The following is a 19,231-nucleotide window of genomic DNA, read 5'->3' as shown; positions in this document are numbered from 1 at the left end:
GTTTTGGTGCGATTCCCATTGAAAATATATTCAAAGTAAACGAAAATAGCAGATAAATTGAAGAAGAGATTACATATCTTTAATGAAGCCATTCATATAGTGCTTACCTTGTTTATGGTCTTTTGCCATTTAGAAAACACACTTAAAATACTTTTCTGAAATTTTGCTGAAGAACAAAAAATAGGTTACTATTACAAAAATTATATCACTTTTAGCTGTTAACACTCAAATCTTCAAAAAATGAAAAAATCACTTACTCTCCTCTTTTTATTCGTTTCGTTTGCATCTTTGGCACAAAACAATGAAGCAAAAATCAAAGACATAAAGCATTTTCTGGTAGTAAGCGGTGCGATTAATGCTGTTAAAGTAACCATTGAAAACATGGTCAATTCGATGAAAAATTCAACAGCCAACAATAACTTACCGGAAGGTTTTCTTGATGAATTCAAAAAAGAAATCAATTATCAGGAATTTGTTGAACTCTATATACCAATCTATGATAAACATTTTTCTCATCAGGAAATACGGGACATGATTATATTTTATGAGACCCCTACCGGGAAAAAATTGGTTGAAAAAACACCTATGCTGCTAACAGAATCTATGAACGCTGGTAGAGAATGGGGGCAAAAGATGGGTATAAAGGTTTATGAAAAAATGCAGAAGAAGCAGGCAAATACTAACTAATTATTTACCATAAACCCAACGACCTGTCTTATGGCAGGTCATTGGGTTTATGCTTATTGTTCAAAATTACTTATACTTATTAACGTCAAGGTTAAAGAACCGGGCGGCGTTGTTAAAGAAAATGTCTCTTTTTTGGTCTTCTGACAAATAATTGGCACTTTCAATTACGTTTATTGAGGTCTCGAGTAATTTAGGCCAAACCATCAGGTCTGTACCATACATAATGCGTTTGCCGAATCCTGCCTGAATCAAGCGTTGCAGATAGGCATGGACTTCCTCAAGCGGGTAGCTCCAGATAAATCCGGCTAAATCAACATATACATAAGCGTTGGCGCCCATCAGGGCAATCATTTCGTCAATCATCGGGTACCCGGCGTGCATCACCCAAATTTTCAGTTTCGGGTGGCGGGCCAGCATATCTTCCAATAAAAACGGGCGGCCTAATGAAGCCCGGTATTTAGGCGCGGTGATATTCGCCATCCCATTGCCCCCTGTACCCATGTGTATACCTACTGGCACGCCCAGTTTTTCGGCCACACCAAAATATTCATCCAGACTCATATCACTAGGCGACATACCCTGATACTGTGGCGCTACCTCTCCCATAACTTTGTAAAAGCCTTTCGTCAGTGAATCTTCAAAAGCCTTTACAGTCATTTCATTAGCATTACTGATACCAATAGACGGAATAATTCGGTTTGGTGCAGCCTTGTGCCAGTCGTGCAAAACGCCTACATCACCACTGGCTACCATAATTACATTCAGGCGTTCGGCTGTAGCCAAGAGTGCATCCTTCATTTCTTTGTCAGACTTGGCGGCTTTCAATGGGTCGGCACAACCATTGCTCAGGAAAGACGGTGCAGGTTGTTTAGGGTCACTGCCTGGCATATTTTTAAGAAACCAGGGGCAAAGGTCGTTGGCAAAGGCAGGGTTTACCTTCATGGCATGCACGTGTACATCAATAATAGGCGGGCGTTTTTTGGTTTCCTGTGCATGGGTCTGAAAACCGACCAAAGCAGCCACCAAAACAAAAAGGAGATTTTGTTTAACAGAGAATTGTTTCATCATAGTTTTTTATTGTTTAAAGGCTTAAAATAACAGCAAAGCCATCATAAGTCAAATAACAGTCGACAGAAACCCGGACATTGTCTATCAAAGGGCGAATCTACTTATATTTCAAATTTGAAACTTCTTTTCAGCAAAAGGCGTTAATTTTGTTCACCTTTGCTAATAAAATTGAGCGGGGTACCCATAGGTCTTAATCCAAGACCCATAATTTTTTTCAATAATGACTTTCGAAGAATTAAATCTGAATAAACCCATACTAAACGCCTTAAACGATTTAGGTTACACCAAACCAACTACTATTCAGCAAAAGGCTTTCTCGGTAGTGATGTCGGGGCAGGATGTATGCGGTATTGCTCAAACCGGCACAGGTAAAACTTTTGCCTATTTGTTGCCATGCCTAAGACAATATCAGTTTTCGAAAGAGAAAAACCCTCAAATACTGGTGGTAGTACCTACACGAGAGCTGGTTACTCAGGTAGTTGAAGCCGTTGAGCAATTAAGTAAATACCAGAGTGTGCAGGTTGTGGGTGTTTACGGAGGGGTAAACATTAAACAGCAGGTGGCAGAACTGGCCAACGGAGTAGATGTGCTGGTAGGTACCCCGGGCAGATTAATAGATTTACTGGCTGCTGGTATTGTAAAATCAAAGTCGATTAAGAAACTGGTAATTGATGAAGTTGATGAAATGCTGAACCTGGGTTTCAGGCCTCAACTGATTAACATTCTTGATTTACTGCCCGCTAAACGCCAGAATCTTTTGTTTTCGGCCACGTTGACCGAGGAAGTAGAAGAAATTATACAAACGTATTTTAATCTGCCTGTACGCATTGAGGCAGCTCCGGCAGGCACACCGCTGGAAAACATAGCACAGTCAGGCTATCAATTGCCTAACTTCTATACAAAGGTCAACCTGCTTGAACTACTGATTGCCAAAAGAGAGGAAGCCGCCAAAGTATTGATTTTTGTGGCTACTAAACAACTGGCTGACCAGCTTTTTGAAGAACTGGAAAATGAGTTCTCGCCTGGGATTGGGGTTATCCACTCAAACAAATCGCAGAATAATCGTTTTGATACCATTCAGAAGTTTCAGACTGGCGCTTACCGTATACTGATTGCCACCGATCTGGTTTCGCGCGGGCTTGATATTTCGGAGGTATCGCATGTGATTAATTTCGATGTGCCTGAAGTGCCAGAAAGTTATATTCACCGTATTGGCCGGACAGGCCGGCAGGATAAAAAAGGTATAGCCATCAGTTTCTTTATCGAGAAGGATTTGGAAGCCAGAGAAGCCATTGAACAACTGATGAATTACCAGATACCCATGCTGCCTTTGCCTGAGCAACTGGAAATTTCAGACAAGTTGACAGAAGATGAAAAACCCAGGGTTTTTATGAAAGAACCTGCACTGAAAAGGGTAAAAAAAGAAGATATCGGGCCGGCTTTTCATGAAAAAGCAGAGAAAAACAGGAAAACAAATGTGCGGCGCGACTACGAAGCCGAAAAGAAAAAGAAGTACGGGAAGTCGTACGAGAAGCGTTCAAGAAATTAAGTATTTTTACCTATTCTCATTTTATTAGCATTGGCCGGTGGCATTATTCAATTTTAATATCTAAGTTTGTATAGTTTTACGACAATTAAATATTTGAATAATTATGCAAAGGCGCAATGCAATTAAAAACTTGTCGCTGGCATTTGGTGGTCTGGTTTCGCTGCCTTCGTGGGCATCAGGCTGGACACCCGAGTCAATCGGCACAACCTCTAACTTACCATTTGATGATGAAGCACTATTGGGCGAAATCGTTGAAACCATTATTCCGGAAACATCTACACCAGGAGCCAAATCTTTAAAAGTGCACCAGTTTGCCCTAAGAATGATTAACGATTGCTACGGAGAAGCAGCACAGAAAAACCTGAAAGACGGTTTGAAAGCCACCGAGGCACTGGCACAGCAAACCTACCAGAAATCCTTCACAGCGTTAGATTCAAACCAGAAAAAAGCACTGTTCACACAGATGCTTAATTCATCAGACACTACCTCAAAAACATTTGCCAATACCATTAAACGGCTTACCATTCAGGGATACACCAATTCTGAATTTTATATGGTAAATGTTATCAAATTTAACATGGCTCCGGGTTTCTATCATGGTTGTGTGCCTGTAAAAGCATAAACCGAAGTACAACAATTATTACAATCTATTCATACACTATAAGCTATTATGTCATATTTGAATATTGATTCTGTCAAAGACCGCACCTTTGACGCAATCGTGGTTGGCTCTGGTATCAGCGGAGGCTGGGCTGCCAAAGAATTAACAGGAAAAGGTCTGAGAACGCTGGTACTTGAAAGAGGGCGAGACGTAAAGCACGTAACCGACTACCCTACCACCATGATGCAGCCCTGGGAGTTTGAGCATCTGGGCCAGATTCCCAAAGCGCTGAAAGATGCCAACCCAATCGCCAGCCGCTGCTACGCTTTCAATGAAGATGCCGCCCATTTTTTTGTAAAAGATAACGAACACCCATATATACAAGACAAACCCTTCGACTGGATACGCGGGTATCAGGTAGGTGGGAAATCGCTGATGTGGGCCAGAGGAACCCAGCGGTGGTCGGAATATGATTTTGATGGCCCCGCACGTGATGGTTTCGCCGTCGACTGGCCTATCAGATACGCAGACATAGCACCTTGGTACAGCTATGTAGAGAAATTTGCTGGGATATCGGGCAATAAAGACGGCCTGCCACAATTACCTGACGGTGAGTTTTTACCACCGCATGAGCAATCATGTGTTGAAAAACACTTTACCAACGAAATGGCCAAACATTATAAAGGAGCGCGGCCGGTTATTATTGGCCGTTGTGCACACCTTACCAAGCCGCAACCCATACACCTGCAACAAGGCCGCGGGCAATGCCAGAACCGTTCGCTGTGCCAGCGTGGCTGCCCTTATGGCGGCTATTTCAGCAGTAACTCTTCTACCCTTCCCTGGGCAGCCAAAACCGGAAAACTGACATTAAGACCAGACTCTGTGGTGCATTCAATCATTTTCGATGAAAAGAAAAACAAGGCAACCGGCGTAAGAGTGGTTGATGCACATACCAAGCAAATGACCGAGTACTATGCCCGGGTTATTTTTGTAAATGCGGCTACTATCAATACCAACCTCATTTTACTAAACTCAATCTCAAGCCGTTTCCCTAATGGATTAGGCAATGATAACGGTTTATTGGGTAAATATATAGCCTTCCATAATTTCCGTACTACTATATCAGCTGAATATGAGGGATTCCTGGATACAAAAACAGAAGGTATCCGTCCGAATGGTAGTTATATTCCGCGTTTCCGGAACGTTTTCAAACAGGAGACCGACTTTCTTCGGGGTTATGCAGCCGGTTTCAGCGGTAGCCGTATGGAATACACCGATAACAGTGGTATAGGTGAAGACCTGAAAACTAGTCTTTTCAACCGTAAATACGGCAACTGGCGTGTGGGCTCGCACATGATGGGCGAAACCATACCAAAAGAAAGTAATTTTGTAACCCTTGATAAAGACCAGAAAGATGCATGGGGAATACCGCTGATTCGTACGTCTGTTGCCTATGACGACAACGACGAGAAGATGATTAAGGATTTCCACGAGCAAATGACAGAAATGCTCACGCTGGCCGGTTTCAAGAATATCAGAACCAATGACAACCCTAAAAAGGCTCCGGGGCTTGATATTCACGAAATGGGTGGCGTAAGGATGGGCAAAGACGAGAAAACGTCATTACTGAATAAATGGAACCAGATGCACCATTGTAAAAACGTTTTTGTTACCGATGGCGCCTGTATGACGTCTAACTCAACACAAAACCCGTCGCTTACCTTTATGGCTATCACAGCCCGTGCAGCAGACTACGCAGTGAAAGAGTTTAAGAAAGGAAATTTATAATACTGATATGAATGCTGCATGCCCGGTGATTCTATTGAATTGCCGGGCTTTTTGGTTTAGTATTTTAATGTAAAATGATATATCCCAAAAAAATACAAATCAGTAATTAGTACCATAGATTCAATGTCGCCTACCACAGTTTCAGTTTTACCTGCTTTAACTTTGTAAGCATAAAACAGAAACCAAAATGAACAAACTCGAAGCAGCTATAAAAATGAAATGCCCCCGTTGCCATGAGGGCGAAATATTTGAAACTAAAAATCCGTTTGCGCTGGGCAAAATGACGGTCATGCACAAACATTGCCCACAATGCCACCTGAAATATGAAAAAGAGGTGGGTTTCTTTTATGGTTCAATGTATCTGAGCTATGCATTTAATATTGCACTTTTTGTGATGGCCACCGTAGCGTATTATGTGTATTTTGAAACCAGAGTAGACTGGCGGGTTTATATCTGGCTCTATTTACTTGTAACCTTCATTTTATTTCCGGTATTTTACCGTTTCTCAAGGTCTTTATGGTTACAGTTCTTTAACGATTACCAGCCACAACACAAAGAAGCCGTTAATTAAGCACAAAAAGGATGAGCCCAACCAATCAAATTCCGATAGTTGATATTTGCAATCTGACAGATTTCAGAGAAGATGATATCCTTGTCAGCCGCTTTGCCGACTATCTGAAAGCCCATCATAATTTGTGTTCGGCTCACAGGCATACATTTTATCACTTATTGCTTTTTACCAAAGGAGGTGGTTCACATACCATCGATTTCAGCAATTTCCCGGTTATTCCCTATCAAATCTATTTTATGGTGCCGGGGCAGGTACATAGCTGGAGTTTTGAGGGCGAGGTTGACGGCTACGTTATTAACTTCTCCACCTCCTTTTTTCAATCTTTCCTGCTCAGGCCCGACTACCTGGAGTCTTTCTCGTTTTTCAACGGCATTGCCGAAGACGGTGTCATTCAACTTCAAGACGAGATAAAAGACACAATCATCCATATTTTTGAAGAAACAATCAGGCAGTTACAGCAGAACAATACTATCAGCCGTGACCTGGTACGTGTATTACTATTGCAGGCATTTATTGAAATAGAAAAACACACCCAGGTTTATAAATTGCCGGGTGTTCCGGCCTTTAACTACACCTTGTTAAAGAATTTCCAGAAATTGGTTGAAAAACAATACATAAGCCTTAAAAGACCGATGGATTATGCCGGGCTGCTCTACATTACGCCTAACCATCTCAATGCCCTTTGCAAAGAACATCTGGGCATAACTGCCGGTGAAGTTATCAGAAACCGGATTTTGCTTGAAGCCAAGCGAATGCTGGTAAACCAGAATCAGAGCATTTCTGAGATTTCTTACGCACTCAATTTCAGCGACAACTCTTACTTCACAAAATTCTTCAAGAAATATGAAGGCATTACCCCTGAGGAATTCAGAAAAAAGACCAGCCAGGTTCAAATATAGAGTAAATGCTTCAATGCCCGCCCAATAAATTGTACAAAAAAAAGATATTGTCGTAAATATTAAACTTTCTTATACTTTTTTTAGTTCTCTATTTGCAGAACTAAAAAAACCAATTACTTTTGTAACGTTATTCAGTGATACGATGGACAGTTTGAAATTAAGCGACGAAAAATTAGCACTTATTGAAAAAGTAGGCCTCATGTTTGAGCAGGGCTTACAACCGGCAGCTGCCAGAATTGCAGCCCTGCTGCTGGTTTCTGACAGGCTGGAATTGACCTTTGATGAAATATGTGAAGCACTGAATCTGAGCAAAAGCGCTACCAGCAATGCCATTAATTTATTGCTTAACATGAACAGAATTGAGTATATTACAAAACCTGGCGACAGAAAAAGGTATTTTAAAAGTAATTTGTCTGACTGGAAAGAAACCATGAAAGCCAAGTTTCTTGACTTCGACAAGGTTAATAATATTATGCGTGAGGTACTTGACCAAAGACCCCACGCTACCAAAGAGTTTAATCAAAAACTAGAAGAATTTATTCAGTTTATGGAGTTTATGGGTAGAGAAATTCCGGCTTTATTCAAAAAGTGGGAACAATCTAAAAAATAAAATTTTTTACCCTTTTTGGTTCTTTTATTTCTGAACTAAAAAAATAAAACTAATTCTCAATATTGTACAAAATAATGAAAAAAGTAAAAGTCATACCACTTGCTGTTTTTGCTTTATGTGCCACCGTAGTAACTCAGGCTCAACAGGCAAACCCTACTATTTTTAGTTTGAAAGAAAGCATTGCTTACAGCCTTGCCAACAACCCCAGCAGTACTATTTATAAAAATGAGGTTCTGATAGCCAAGCAAAAGAAAACCGAGGCGCTGGCCGGATACCTGCCACAAGTAAATGGGACAGGAACTTTTGACGACAACCTGAAACGCCAGGTAACGGTGCTTCCTGCAGGGGCTTTCAGTAAAGAAGAAATTAAGATTCAGTTTGGTAACCAGTATAACACCAATGTGGTGGCACAGGTAGATCAGGTCATTTTTGACAGAACCATAACTGTAGCTAAAGAAGCCAACCGCGTAAATACCCTGCTGGCAGACCTTAAATTGTTGCAAAACAATGAAACCATCGTTTATAATACCGTAGCAGCCTACTACCAGATATTGACGCTGAACGAACAGGAAAAACTACTGGTTGAGAACGAAAAAAAATATGAAGAGTTACTGAGAATCCTGCAATTGCAGTACGAAAAAGGTGTAGCCAAAAAGATAGATTACGACCGTATGCGTGTAAGCCAGAGCAACATCAGGTCGCAGTTGTCGCTTTTAAAAACCAATAAAGAGCTGGCACTTAACAAACTGAAATTTGCCATGGGCATGGATCTGGCACAAAATATTGCCATCAATGATTCGCTGGACTATTCTATGCAGGTAAGTATGCCGGTTAATACAACACTGGAAACCAAAAACCTGCTCGATTACAAGATTTTATCAAACAATATCAGACTTCAGCAATTAGATGTGGAACGTAAAAAGTTTGCTTTTTACCCCACGCTGGCCGGGTATGCGCGCTATGGAGCGCAGACATTCGGCAACGACTTCGGCAAATCTTTCGGTAACTGGTTCGATTACTCTTCTGTTGGGTTAAAACTCAACATACCGATTTTTGACGGTAACCGAAAGAAAAGCCAGTTGACACAAAGCAAGCTAAGCCTCTTGAATGCAGAAGAGAATCTGAAAATAAGCTCAAGAAATTACCAGTTGCAGTTTCAGAATGCCAACACTGCTTTGTTCCGTTCTTACACCAGCATGAACGACAACAAAGAAACACTTGACCTGGCTGCCGACATTCTTAAAAACACAAGTTTGCAGTATCAGAAAGGAACAGCATCACTCACCGATTTTCTGAACTCTGACTATTCGTACAAAGAAGCACAAAGCAATTATATATCATCATTGCTCAACTTCTTAACCGCCCGCGTTGACTTTGAAAAGGCTCAGGGCAACCTATCAACCTATGTAAATCAATTAAAGTAACATCATTAAAAACCATAGCTTCCTTAGCTTTTAAAATACAAAAAAATGAAAACAAGAATCATCACAATAGCTATTATCGTGGGCATTATTGGTGCCATTTCGTTTAAGCTGGTGGCCAACAAAAAGAAAATAGACGAAAGCAAAAAGGTGGTAGACCGCAGCCAGGTGCCTGTTTATGTGGCTACCACAACAGTGGCACTGCTGCCCGTAAGCGGCAACCTGACCTTGCCTGCCGTTTTAGAACCCAAAGAAAAAGCTACTATATCCACAGGAACCCAGGGTAAAATTGAAACCCTGAATATTGAGTTGGGCTCAAGAGTAAACAAAGGCCAGGTAATTGGTACCATTGATTCAAAAGTGAAGCAAATCAACCTGCAATCAACAGAGCTGACCATCAATAAGGCCAAAACTGACTACGAACGCAATAAAGATTTGCTTGCCGGAAACGCCATTAACGAAACCGCTGTAAATGATGCCCGGTTTAACTACGAAAACAACCAGCTACAGGCGGCGCAATTGAAACAGCAAATTGCCGATGCGCGCATTATTTCACCAATCAGCGGCATAGTAACCGATAAAAAGCTGACAGCCGGTGAGTACGTAAACATGGGTACCGTAATTGCTTCGCTGGTTGATGTAAGCCAGTTAAAAACAGTTGTTTATGTAAACGAAAAAGATGTGTACGAACTGAAACTGGGTCAACCCGCTACGGTTACTACAGACGTTTACCCTACCAAAACTTTCAACGGTAAAATCATCTATATCAGCCCTCAGGGAGACGACAACCACAACTACAAAGTAGATGTTTTACTGGCCAATGGCAATGCGGCATTGAAAGCCGGTACTTACGTAAAAGTGGAATTTAACCTGAACAAAAGCGCCAATGCTTTGCAGATACCTAAAAAAGCCCTGGGCGACGGCATGAAAAACCCTTATGTATTTGTGGTTGAAGGCAAGAAGGCAGTGTTGCGTAAAATTGTATTGGGCAGAGAAATCGGCGAAAACGTAGAAGTTTTAAGTGGTTTAAACGAAGGTGAAACTATCATTACAGAGGGTATCATCAACATTGTAGACGGTAGTAATGTGCTGATTTCACCTAATAAATAATCCTGAGCTATGTCAATAACAGAATTATCAATTAAACGACCCTTACTGATTACAGTAATTTTCGTTACCCTCATACTATTCGGCTTTATCAGTTATAAAACATTGAATTATAACCTGTTACCGAAATTTGAAACGAATGTAATTATGGTGCAGACTACTTACAGAGGCGCTGCATCTGACGAAGTAGAAAGCAGTGTAACTAAACCTCTGGAAGAAGCGGTATCATCTATTGAAGGGGTAGACATGATATCCTCTTCTTCTCAAGAGGGTCTTTCTCTGATAACCGTAACCCTGAAGTCGGGTTTTAATGTAATTAATGCCCAACAAGATGCTGAACGAAAGGTTAATCAGATAAAATCGAGACTTCCTGACGACATTGATGACCCGGTGGTAACCAGACTAAGCCTTGATGACCTGCCGATTCTGAAAGTGAGCGCCACATCAAAAATACCGCAAACCGAGCTTTACGATTTCATTGACCTGCAGGTAAAACCTTTGCTTACCAACGTGGCCGGTGTGGCACAGGTAAACATTATTGGAGGCAACGAAAGGGAGATTGAAGTATATCTGGACAACGATAAACTGCAGACTTACAATATCTCATCATCAACCGTTAATCAGGTTATTGCGGGTAGTGGTGTTTCTTACCCGGCGGGTAGTATTAAAACCGATCAGTCGCGTTTTTCATTGCGACTGGATGCGAAATTGAAAAAAGTAGAAGACATCAGAAATCTGGTAATACGCGAAAACACTAACGGCAGCCGTATATTATTGAAAGACATTGCCAGTGTAACCGACTCTCAAACAGAAGCCAGTACGCTTAACCGCATAAACGGCAGACCGGCCATTGGTATACAGATAATGAAGCAAACCGATGCCAACGCTGTAGAAGTAAGTAAAGGCGCAAAAGCGGCATTGGCTAAAATCAAGGCTAGTTATCCGTCAAAAGATTTCAATTACGAAATCGCCTCTGACCAGTCGGTTTATACCCTCGCTTCTGCTGATGCCGTTATGCACGATTTATACCTGGCCATTATTATTGTTGGTGTGGTTATGGTGTTGTTTCTGCACAGTATCAGAAGCTCGTTGTTTGTGTTGGTGGCTATTCCATCAGCCATGATACCCACCTTTATACTGATGTGGGCGTTTGGTTTCTCGCTGAACCTGATGACCCTGATGGCCTTGTCTTTAGTTGTAGGTATTCTTGTAGATGATAGCATTGTGGTGTTAGAAAATATTTACCGCCACCTTGAAATGGGTAAAGACAAACGCGAAGCATCGTTGGAGGGAAGAAATGAGATTGGCTTTACTGCGATGGCCATTACCCTTGTTGATGTTGTGGTGTTTTTACCACTTGCACTGGCGGGTGGGTTAATTGGAAACATCCTGAAAGAGTTTTCGCTGGTAATTGTGTTCTCTACCCTTATGAGCTTGTTTGTTTCATTTACTCTTACACCTCTGCTGGCTTCAAGATGGGGTAAACTTGAGATTCTGAATAAAAAAACGCTTTGGGGTAAACTAAACCTTGGCTTTGAGAGCATCATTGACAAGATACGTGATATGTACATATCTGCCCTCAGCTGGTCTCTTGGTCATAAGCGTTACGTGTTTATTGGTATCATACTCTTGTTTGTTGCTACATTCACCCTGCTTGCAAAAGGTTTTGTAGGGGCATCATTTATAGGCAATGCAGACCGTGGTGAGTTGTCTATACAGCTGGATATGTCGCCTGAAACACCATTAGTACAGACCAATCAGGCAGTTGCAAAAGTTGAGAAAATGTTGCTGGAAAGACCAGAAGTAACCAATGTTTTCTCGAATGTTGGTACACAATCATCGGTAGTAGGTAATTCTTCAAACAGTAACCTTGCCGAAATTACAGTAACATTGGTTGATAAGCATGATAGAAAACTATCAACTGATGAGTTTGGGCAAATCATGCGCGATACCATTTCGAAGATTCCTGGTCTGAGTGTCAATATTCAGCCTATATCGGCTACGGGTAATGCGCAGGCGCCGATTACCATTGCCGTGAAAGGAACCGTAATGGACGACGTAGTAGAAGCCGCAGCCATTGTAAAACAGATTGTGGTAAAAGTACCCGGCACAGACTACGTAAAATACAGTACTAAAAGCCCTAAAACAGAAGTGGCTATTAACATAGACCGCGACAGGATGTCTAAACTGGGTTTGAGTATTCCGGAAGTAGGCTCTGCCGTTCAGATAGCTTTTCAGGGAAACAATAACACCAAATTTAAGGATAAGGGTGAAGAATACGGTATCAATATTATCTTTGATAAGTCAGATAAACGCAATATTGAGAACGTAAAAAACCTGACCATACGCAACAACCGCGGTGCAATCGTAAAACTGACCGACTTTGCCAATATTACTGAAATAGTTGGGCAGTCTATTCTTGAAAGAACAGACCGGCTGAGTTCAATTAAAATTAACTCAGCGGCTGTGGGTCGCCCATCGGGTACCATTGTTGAAGACATCAAGAAAGAACTGGCCAAAACCAAATTGCCGGAAGGCGTGATTATTGATTATCTGGGAGACGCCAAAAACCAGGGAGATGCTTTCGGAAGTTTAGGTCTGGCAATGGGTATCGGGATTCTTTTGGTTTACCTGATTATGATAGCCCTTTACGAAAGTGTGGTGTATCCGTTTGTGGTGTTATTCTCTATACCTGTAGCCATGATTGGCGCCATTCTGGCACTGGCTTTGACCATGAACTCGCTCACTATTTTCGCTATTCTGGGTCTGATTATGTTGCTTGGCCTGGTTTGTAAGAATGCGATTCTGATTGTAGACTTCACCAACCACCTGAAAAGCGAAGGCATGAGCGTAAAAGAAGCGTTGATTGAAGCGGGTAAAGAACGTTTACGCCCGATATTAATGACCACCCTGGCCATGATATTCGGTATGCTGCCCATAGCATTGGCATCTGGCGCAGGTGCTGAAACAAAAAATGGTATGGCGTGGGTTATTATCGGAGGCTTAACAAGCTCAATGGTACTGACATTAATTCTTGTTCCATCAGTTTATTTGGTAATTGAAGGCTGGAGAATAAAAGTAAATAAAATCTTTGGCATTGGCGGAAAGCAAAAAACCAATGCCAAAGTATCAAAGGTTGAAACGGTTTAAATGATGTCAAATAATAGTTGAACGGATAAAGCGGGTGAATTTTCATCCGCTTTTATTTTTACATCTCCACTACTCCACCCGCTTCATTCTCGAAAACGGAAACCCGTTGCAGCCTTTACGTGGATTGGCTCTGTCGGCAATTTTTACGGCTTCTGCGGCCTTTGCAGTAGGGGCATTATAAGCGCTCAGGCAGAATCCCCATAAAAATGGGCTCATGTTTTCAAATGCCATGTAGTCAATTCTGGTGTACAACCCGCCATCGGCAGGATTCCCCACGTCATTTCTGGCTATCAGATACTGCTCTTTTTCATTCCATTTAATAATATGGTATTTAGCATTGGGCTTTTGTGTCCAGAGGGTATCATTAATGGTATAGGTAATTTTATAATCGTCCATAAAATTACCCTTTTGTATTTCAGGAGCCTTGGTTTGTGCCAACAAACTGCTGGCAGTAAATAGAATTGCGATTGAAATAAATAATTTCTTCATGCGAAAGGAATTTTAAAAATTCAAAAATACACAAGTCCTGATAAAAGATTAAGGCAGCCATAATAAATCTTATAATCAAAAGCAGCACTTATTCCATTGGCCATTAAGAAACCTTCATCAATGAACTTTCGCATAATAGGCGTTCGACCAGATATTAAAAAAGGGAGCGATTTTGCAATCACCCCCTTGAACGTTTCATCATAGTACTCAATTAAAACTTAACTACTTCCCAATAAGCCTGCTTAGGCTTATAGTTTTCATCAAATAGCAAGGGGTAGTCTTTCCTACCCACAAAAGGGAAGGCATCCAGCCAGGTTGATTTATCAGACAAATTCCAGAAGGTAACACCTGTCAGCTGACCTTTGTATTTTCTGAATACCTCAAAAAGCATTTTATAATGCTCTGCCTGCTTTTTTTGAATTTCAGGCGGGTAAGACGTTATATCAGTAGGCCGTTTCTCCCTGCGTTCATGCTCTTTTACATATACCGAAACATCCATTTCAGTAATCTGCACCTGCAAACCTAAAGAAGCAAATTTAGTGATTGACTCTTCCAGTTCTTGTGCTGTTGGTTCATAAACAGACCAGTGCCCCTGCAAGCCAACGCCATGAATAGGCACTCCTTTATCTTTCAGTTTCTTTACAAGCCTGAAAATCCTATCGCGCTTCGATGCGTTCTCGGTGTTGTAATCATTATAAAACAAAACGGCGTCAGGGTCTGCGGCATGGGCATATTCAAAGGCTTTTTCGATATACTCTTCACCAATAATCTCATAAAATTTGGTTTTTCTGTAAACCTCTTCTCCTACATCTGGCACGGCCTCATTCACTACGTCCCAGGCATAAAGTTTACCTTTATAGCGCGTTACTACGTCGGTAATGTGTTGCTTCATGCGCGCCAGAAGCTCTTCTTTTGTTACCGGTTGACCATTTTTGGTAAAAAACCAATTGGGCGCCTGGGTGTGCCAGCAAAGCGTATGACCCCGTACTTTCAGACCATTTTTAACAGCAAAGTCTACAATTTTATCGGCAGGCTCCCAGTTATACCGGTTTTCTTCCGGATGAATCGGCCCCATTTTCATAGCGTTTTCGGGTGTTACACTATTAAAATGCTGCAATATCAGGGCAGACTCCGGCCCCGGCTCCATCATTCGGGGGCTAACGGCCACCCCAACCGGAAAATACCCCTTGTAATAATCTTTCAATCCTTTGGTTTCCTGTGCCTGTGCTGTAACCAGGCAAATCAGAATAACCCAGGCCATAGCCACAATTATTTTCATGATTGGATTACTTATTTATAAGGTTCGATGGTCTGGATGGTTCCGTCCGGATTATACTTCAATTCTGTTACCTTGATGTTGCGCAGGTGAGTCTGGCCGCTAATCTGAACGTCATGATAATACAAGTACCATTTACCTTTAAATTCAATAATTGAATGATGGTTTGTCCAACCCTCTACCGGTTTCAATACTATACCTTTGTAAGTAAATGGTCCGTAAGGGTTATCGCCTATGGCATAGCAGATATTATGCGTGTCGCCGGTTGAATAAGACAAATAGTATTTACCTTTGTATTTGTGCAACCATGCGGCTTCAAAGAAACGTTTGTCGTTATTGCCCTCTGTAAACAGCTTGCCGTTTTCATCAACAATCCGGATATCCTTTGCGGGTTCGGCAAGGGTAAGCATATCGTTGCTTAGTCTGGCAATTTTGGGTAAAAGCGCCTGTTCATTGGTTGCTCTTAGTTTTCCGTCGGCCTCGTATTTGCCACTGGCCCAGCGTTGCAATTGTCCGCCCCAGATACCTCCAAAATACATATAATATTTTCCGTCGGTATCCTGAAAAACAGTCGGGTCAATACTGAACGTACCTGCCATTGGTGTTTTTTCAGGCTTAAACGGCCCTTCCGGTTTTTTGCTGGTGGCCACCCCTATTCTGAACACATCCTGTTTATCTTTTACCGGAAAATACAGGTAATAGGTACCGTTTTTATAGGCCGCATCAGGCGCCCAAAGCTGGCGGCCAGCCCAGGGAATATCTTTAATATCAAGTGCTACGCCATGATCAGTTACTTTACCGGTCGGGCTGTCCATTGAAAGAATATGGTAATCTTTCATGTCAAAATGGCTGCCGTTGTCATCCTGCTTAATGCCAGACTCTATGTCATGGCTCGGATAAATATATATCCTGCCCTTAAAAACATGAGCCGAAGGGTCTGCAGTAAAAATATGGCTCACCAATGGCTGAGAAATGGGTTGCTTCTTGGTTTGGGCATGGCTTGTTGTTGCTACAACAGTAAAGGCCAACAGCGCAAGCGTTTTTTGTTTAAGGCTATGCATTTATTTGAGTATTAAATTAAAAAATTGATTGTTTTGCAAATAATCAGAATCCAATAGAGTTACCTCCGTCTACGGGCAATGAAGCTCCGGTAATATAAGCCGCTGCTTCTGATGCCAGAAATACTGCCGCCCAGCCGATATCGTCGGGCTTTCCGAATTTACCCATTGGTGTACGGCCTAATGCGCGGTTCATTCTGTCGGGGTCGCTGTTCATGGCGGTTCTCATCATCGAAGTTTCAATAAAGCCAGGCGCTATGGAATTAACGCGCACATTGAATTTTGAAAACTCTGAGGCCAGTACTTTCACCATACCCTCAACGCCAGACTTTGAGGCCGCATAGGCCACCACCCTGTCAATTCCATAATAGGCAGCCATAGATGATATCATGAGTATGCAGCCGCTTTTACGGGCAATCATACGGCTTGCGCAGGCACGTGTAAGGGCAAAAACAGCATTCAGATTAGTATGAATGATTTTGTTGAAGTCTTCGTCAGAAACCTCCAACGCAGGTTTTTTCATGTTTATACCCGCATTATTAACCAGAATATCAATCGACCCAATGCTGGATTCAATGTATTCAACAAGGCCATTGAGCGTGCTTAACTCTGTAACATCATTTACTACATACATGGCCGATTCTCCTAAAGCCTTCACTGACTCCTGAAGGGCGTGTTCACGCCGACCGGTTATAACCACTCTTGCACCGGCGGCTATCATACATTGGGCAATATTAAAGCCAATACCGCTGCCACCACCTGTTATTAAAGCCAGTTTGTTTTCTAAAGAAAAAACCGTGTTTGCTGCGGCAGGTTTCTCTTCCTTGGCCATACTTTTATCTTCCGTCATCTTAAATGGTATATTTCAACAAGTTTTTTTACTTCATCCAACGACCTCGCCGGTAATTTCAATGGCGCCGGAAGTGGCATTTTAGCATAATTAATAAAATACAACACGCAGGCATCACGCCACCAGAGCGCTTCTTTTTCCTGAATCATTAACCGCCCTTTTACATTTTCATACGTTTCTTTGTCAATCAGTGGCTTAAGGCTTTCCCAATCTGCTTGCAAAACTTTTACCTGCTCAGCACCATCATAATAGCGCCAACATAGCTCGTCCCACAAAGTTCGGCCTGTACTCAGTTTCATTTTCCAGGAAACATGATGAAACCAAAGCAGGTAATCTAAAGGACAATTATCCGGGTTTCCCCATATTTTCTGTACGTCAGGCTGATACAGACTCAGTGCATTACTTACTTTACCGGTTCTGTCGAAACCCAGACCTATGGTATCGGCGCGATGATAATACACCGAGGTCCAGTCGGGTCTGCCACTTTTTTCCAGCCAGGGTTCCGGCCCATAATGGTGGCCCTCGCCCATCATGTGTGCTGTGCCCAGAGGATACGTGTAACTAATGTATATGGGTAATGACCTCATCATCATTTCATTTATTTTGCGTTGGGCAACTTTATTTGGCGTTATGGTCATGGCTATCCATTCAGACGCTATCCGTTCTGAACTCAGGGTGTAATCCCAGGCCAGTCGGCCAAAAGCATACCAGTTGGCCTGATTGAATGGATGGCCTGTCCAGTTGTTGTCAGAGCCGGTATTAGCAACCCCAGCCATTAACGACAGCTGGTGTCCGTCAAGGCTGCCATCTATTACCTTTGCAACTGTTGACCCTTTTCCTTTGGCGTAAGTGTCAGCATCCAGGCATTCTTTAAACATAGGTGCCAGATAAGTAAGATGGGTTGACTGCCCAAGGTACTCTTGCGTTATCTGAAACTCCATACCCAGGGTAGTTTTAGGAAATGCACCAAACATTGGATGAAAAGGCTCGCGAGGCATAAAATCTATTGGACCATTTTTCACCTGCACAATTACTTTTGGGTCGAAAGTCCCTTCAAGGGGTTTAAACTGTTCGTAGGCCTCTTTGAAGCGGTCGCCGTTGGGGTCTGCTTTATAAACAAAGGCCCGCCAGATAACGATACCTTTATAAGGTCTCATGGCCTCAGCCAGCATATTGGCTCCATCAGCGTGGGTACGGCCATAGTCTTGCGGGCCCGGCTCGCCTTCTGAGTTAGCCTTGACCAGAAAACCTCCGAAATCGGGTATATATTGATGAATCTCTTTGGTTTTTTCATTCCACCATTTTTTTACCTCGGGGTCAAGCGGGTCAGAGGTTTTTAAGCCTCCTAATGTGCGAGGAGAACGAAAATTAACAGAAATAAACACACTGATGCCATAAGGGCGTAGCACATCTGCCACAGCTTTTATTTTTTCAAGGTATTCGGCAGTCAGAAACCTTGAACTGGCATTTACATTATTTATTGAAGCCGCGTTGATACCTATAGAAGCATTTGCCCTGGCATATTGAATATACCGTGGGTCAATTCTGAAAGGTAACTCGGGCCATTTCCACATAGACGAGCCCGCATAGCCGCGTTCAACGGTTCCGTTGGCGTTGTCCCAATGGTTCAGCATTCTTAGCTTTACCTTGGGGTTACTAACCAGATTCAGGTTTTGCAGGCTTTTGCCGGTTTGTATGTATCTTAACAATTCAAAAGTACCGTAAAGAATACCGGATGGATTCCTGGCAGAAATAACAATATTTCCTTTTTGCGACCTAATGCTGAAACCATCATGAATCAATAGTGGCGCTTCATTATCTAAATGTAATATTATGCCTCCGGTTCTGGTGTCTGCCTTGCTATAAACCTGTATCCTTCTGCCCAGTAGTCCGCCAAGCCCTGATTGCAATTCGGTTACGGCCGTTTTAATGATGGGTGACTCATCATGCGCAACAATAAACCGGGTAGATGAGGTGTATGAAGTTCTTAAAACCGGGTCTTTCAGTAAATCAAACTTAAGCCATAGTCTGGAGCCATCATCCGCGCGGGCAGCTAAAGAAAAGACCATCAACAAAACAAATATTTTCTTTATCATGTGGTTGCTGT

Annotated in this window: 16 protein-coding genes; 10 read left to right on the top strand and 6 right to left on the bottom strand. The window is 42.2% G+C overall.

The features are described from left to right. Nucleotides 1-240 precede the first annotated feature (240 nt). The gene (locus MB380_RS09725; RefSeq protein ID WP_253535007.1) at nt 241-687 is read left to right on the top strand and encodes a DUF2059 domain-containing protein; all 447 of its coding nucleotides are present in this window, start codon (nt 241-243) and stop codon (nt 685-687) included. A gap of 66 nt (nt 688-753) precedes the next feature. On the opposite strand, the gene MB380_RS09720 is transcribed toward MB380_RS09725, so the two are convergent. Continuing rightward, nucleotides 754-1,755 carry an amidohydrolase family protein gene (locus tag MB380_RS09720; protein WP_253535006.1) on the bottom strand — a complete coding sequence of 334 codons (1,002 nt, stop codon included), beginning with the start codon at nt 1,753-1,755 and terminating at the stop codon, nt 754-756. A 220-nt stretch (nt 1,756-1,975) separates the two neighbouring features. Between MB380_RS09720 and MB380_RS09715 the strand changes: the two genes are divergently transcribed. The 9 genes from MB380_RS09715 (at nt 1,976) to MB380_RS09675 (ending at nt 13,451) form a co-directional block, all read left to right on the top strand. Continuing rightward, on the top strand, nt 1,976-3,304 hold the full coding sequence (locus tag MB380_RS09715; RefSeq protein WP_253535004.1) for a DEAD/DEAH box helicase: 1,329 nt from the start codon (nt 1,976-1,978) through the stop codon (nt 3,302-3,304). Between the two features lie 103 nt (nt 3,305-3,407). Beyond that, nucleotides 3,408-3,926, top strand: coding sequence for a gluconate 2-dehydrogenase subunit 3 family protein (locus MB380_RS09710; protein ID WP_253535002.1), 519 nt, complete (start codon nt 3,408-3,410; stop codon nt 3,924-3,926). Between the two features lie 48 nt (nt 3,927-3,974). Next, entirely contained in the window at nt 3,975-5,693 is a 1,719-nt protein-coding gene (locus MB380_RS09705) for a GMC oxidoreductase (protein WP_253535001.1), read from the top strand. 187 nt (nt 5,694-5,880) lie between these two features. Then, nucleotides 5,881-6,264 carry a DUF983 domain-containing protein gene (locus MB380_RS09700; protein ID WP_253534999.1) on the top strand — a complete coding sequence of 128 codons (384 nt, stop codon included), beginning with the start codon at nt 5,881-5,883 and terminating at the stop codon, nt 6,262-6,264. A gap of 11 nt (nt 6,265-6,275) precedes the next feature. Beyond that, on the top strand, nt 6,276-7,163 hold the full coding sequence (locus MB380_RS09695) for an AraC family transcriptional regulator (protein ID WP_253534997.1): 888 nt from the start codon (nt 6,276-6,278) through the stop codon (nt 7,161-7,163). A 142-nt stretch (nt 7,164-7,305) separates the two neighbouring features. Further along, complete coding sequence (locus MB380_RS09690) at nt 7,306-7,773, top strand: GbsR/MarR family transcriptional regulator (RefSeq protein WP_253534995.1); 468 nt, start codon at nt 7,306-7,308, stop codon at nt 7,771-7,773. A gap of 74 nt (nt 7,774-7,847) precedes the next feature. Then, nucleotides 7,848-9,197, top strand: coding sequence for a TolC family protein (locus MB380_RS09685; protein ID WP_253534992.1), 1,350 nt, complete (start codon nt 7,848-7,850; stop codon nt 9,195-9,197). Nucleotides 9,198-9,242: 45 nt separating this feature from the next. After that, the gene (locus tag MB380_RS09680; RefSeq protein ID WP_253534990.1) at nt 9,243-10,304 is read left to right on the top strand and encodes an efflux RND transporter periplasmic adaptor subunit; all 1,062 of its coding nucleotides are present in this window, start codon (nt 9,243-9,245) and stop codon (nt 10,302-10,304) included. Between the two features lie 9 nt (nt 10,305-10,313). Beyond that, nucleotides 10,314-13,451, top strand: coding sequence for an efflux RND transporter permease subunit (locus MB380_RS09675; RefSeq protein WP_253534988.1), 3,138 nt, complete (start codon nt 10,314-10,316; stop codon nt 13,449-13,451). A 69-nt stretch (nt 13,452-13,520) separates the two neighbouring features. Here MB380_RS09675 and MB380_RS09670 read toward each other — a convergent pair whose 3' ends face one another. From MB380_RS09670 to MB380_RS09650, 5 genes are all read right to left on the bottom strand, one after another. Further along, the gene (locus MB380_RS09670) at nt 13,521-13,940 is read right to left on the bottom strand and encodes a hypothetical protein (RefSeq protein ID WP_253534984.1); all 420 of its coding nucleotides are present in this window, start codon (nt 13,938-13,940) and stop codon (nt 13,521-13,523) included. A 211-nt stretch (nt 13,941-14,151) separates the two neighbouring features. Further along, a complete protein-coding gene (locus MB380_RS09665; RefSeq protein WP_253535551.1) occupies nt 14,152-15,201 on the bottom strand; it encodes an endo-1,4-beta-xylanase in 1,050 nt (349 codons plus the stop codon). Between the two features lie 29 nt (nt 15,202-15,230). Further along, complete coding sequence (locus MB380_RS09660) at nt 15,231-16,277, bottom strand: glycoside hydrolase family 43 protein (RefSeq protein ID WP_253534981.1); 1,047 nt, start codon at nt 16,275-16,277, stop codon at nt 15,231-15,233. 43 nt (nt 16,278-16,320) lie between these two features. Further along, entirely contained in the window at nt 16,321-17,124 is an 804-nt protein-coding gene (locus tag MB380_RS09655; protein WP_253534978.1) for an SDR family NAD(P)-dependent oxidoreductase, read from the bottom strand. Next, nucleotides 17,121-19,220: an alpha-glucuronidase family glycosyl hydrolase gene (locus MB380_RS09650; protein ID WP_253534976.1), complete on the bottom strand. Its 2,100-nt coding sequence runs from the start codon at nt 19,218-19,220 to the stop codon at nt 17,121-17,123. Before MB380_RS09650 ends, MB380_RS09655 begins: the two co-directional genes overlap by 4 nt. Between the last annotated feature and the right edge of the window lie 11 nt (nt 19,221-19,231).

The organism is Emticicia sp. 21SJ11W-3, assembly GCF_024138715.1.
Classification (GTDB): Bacteria; Bacteroidota; Bacteroidia; order Cytophagales; family Spirosomataceae; genus Emticicia; species Emticicia fluvialis.
This window is presented reverse-complemented; position numbering and strand designations above follow the sequence as displayed.